The following is a 1,361-nucleotide window of genomic DNA, read 5'->3' as shown; positions in this document are numbered from 1 at the left end:
CCTGTAGGCGCCGGGGCCTGTCCTCCCCTGTGCTGACCCGGAGCCCCGAGCTCTCAGGGTCAGTCCCGTCGGACCGTTTTCCCCGAGCGGCCCGCCTCCCGCAGAAGATCTCCCCTCGGGAACGAGACCCAATCCCCGAGCGTGGTCACTCATACGAGGGGTGTTACACCCCGAGACCGTACTTTCGAATATGGGTTCGATACTCTCGGCATTCCCTGGCCGCGGCAGGGTGGCCAGCGGGTGACCGGGAGAGATAGGGGGTGCCGTGCGTATGGCGCGGCGCATCGATGTGACCGGGGCCGGTGGTGTGCGCTTGGCCGCCTGGGAGTTCGGCGATCCCCCGAAGGGAGGAACCCCGGCCCGGGGCGAGGGCACCGGGGATCCTCCGGTCGGCGGTCCCCCGGCGGGTGGTGCCGGGTCCGCGGCCGGGGTGGTGGCCGGGTCCGGTGAAGGGGGCGCCGAGGGTGAGGTGCCGGGGTTAGGGAGCGCGGCGGACCCGCCCGGGGCGCTCTTGCTGCATGGGCTCATGGGACGGGCGGCGCACTGGGCGTCGGCCGCCCGCTGGCTCTCCGGGCGCTATCGCACCGTCGCTCTCGACCAGCGGGGGCACGGCCGGAGTGAGAAGCCCTCCGACGGGCCGTTCAGCCGTGAGGCGTATGTGGCGGACGCGGAGGCCGCGCTGGAACAGCTCGGCCTGGGCCCGGCGGTGGTGATCGGGCACTCGATGGGCGCGCTGACCGCGTGGCAGCTCGCGGCGCGGCGACCGGATCTGGTGCGTGCCCTGGTCATCTGCGATATGCGGGCGTCGGCGCTCGGCGCGGCCTCGCAGCGGGTGTGGGAGGAGTGGTTCCGTGCCTGGCCGCTCCCGTTCGCCACGCTGGCGGACGTACGGAAGTGGTTCGGTGAGGACGACCCCTGGGAGGAGCGCCCGACCCGGACCCGTGGTGACTTCTACGCCGAGGTGATGGCCGAGCGGGAGGACGGCTGGCGGCCGGTCTTCTCCCGCCGTCAGATGCTCAGCTCCCGGGCGACCTGGGTGCATGACGCCCACTGGGAGGAGTTGGCCCAGGTGCGCTGTCCCGCGCTGGTGGTGCGGGGGATCGACGGGGAGCTGGGGCGGGCGGAGGCCCAGGAGATGGTGCGGGTGTTGCCGCGGGGGGTCTACGCGGAGGTGCCGGACGCGGGGCATCTGGCCCACTATGACCATCCGGAGGCATGGCGGGCGGTGGTCGATCCCTTCCTCTCCTCCCTTCCGGATCCCGGCTGATTCCTGGGCGCCCCATGGAGAACGGGCCCGCCTTCCCGGCCGGGGAGGCGGGCCCGTTCGCCCCGGAACGGTGCCGGGGCGGGAACTCTGAGGA

1 protein-coding gene is annotated in these 1,361 nt (G+C 73.0%); it reads left to right on the top strand.

Features of this window, described 5'->3' with window-relative positions; all coding sequences use genetic code 11:
- Positions 1-271: 271 nt before the first annotated feature.
- Positions 272-1,267 carry an alpha/beta fold hydrolase gene (locus ACFVIM_RS35190; RefSeq protein ID WP_384310460.1) on the top strand — a complete coding sequence of 332 codons (996 nt, stop codon included), beginning with the start codon at positions 272-274 and terminating at the stop codon, positions 1,265-1,267.
- Positions 1,268-1,361 lie beyond the last annotated feature (94 nt).

It is taken from the genome of Streptomyces sp. NPDC057638 (assembly GCF_042800315.1).
In the GTDB taxonomy this organism is placed as follows: domain Bacteria; phylum Actinomycetota; class Actinomycetes; order Streptomycetales; family Streptomycetaceae; genus Streptomyces.
This window is presented reverse-complemented; position numbering and strand designations above follow the sequence as displayed.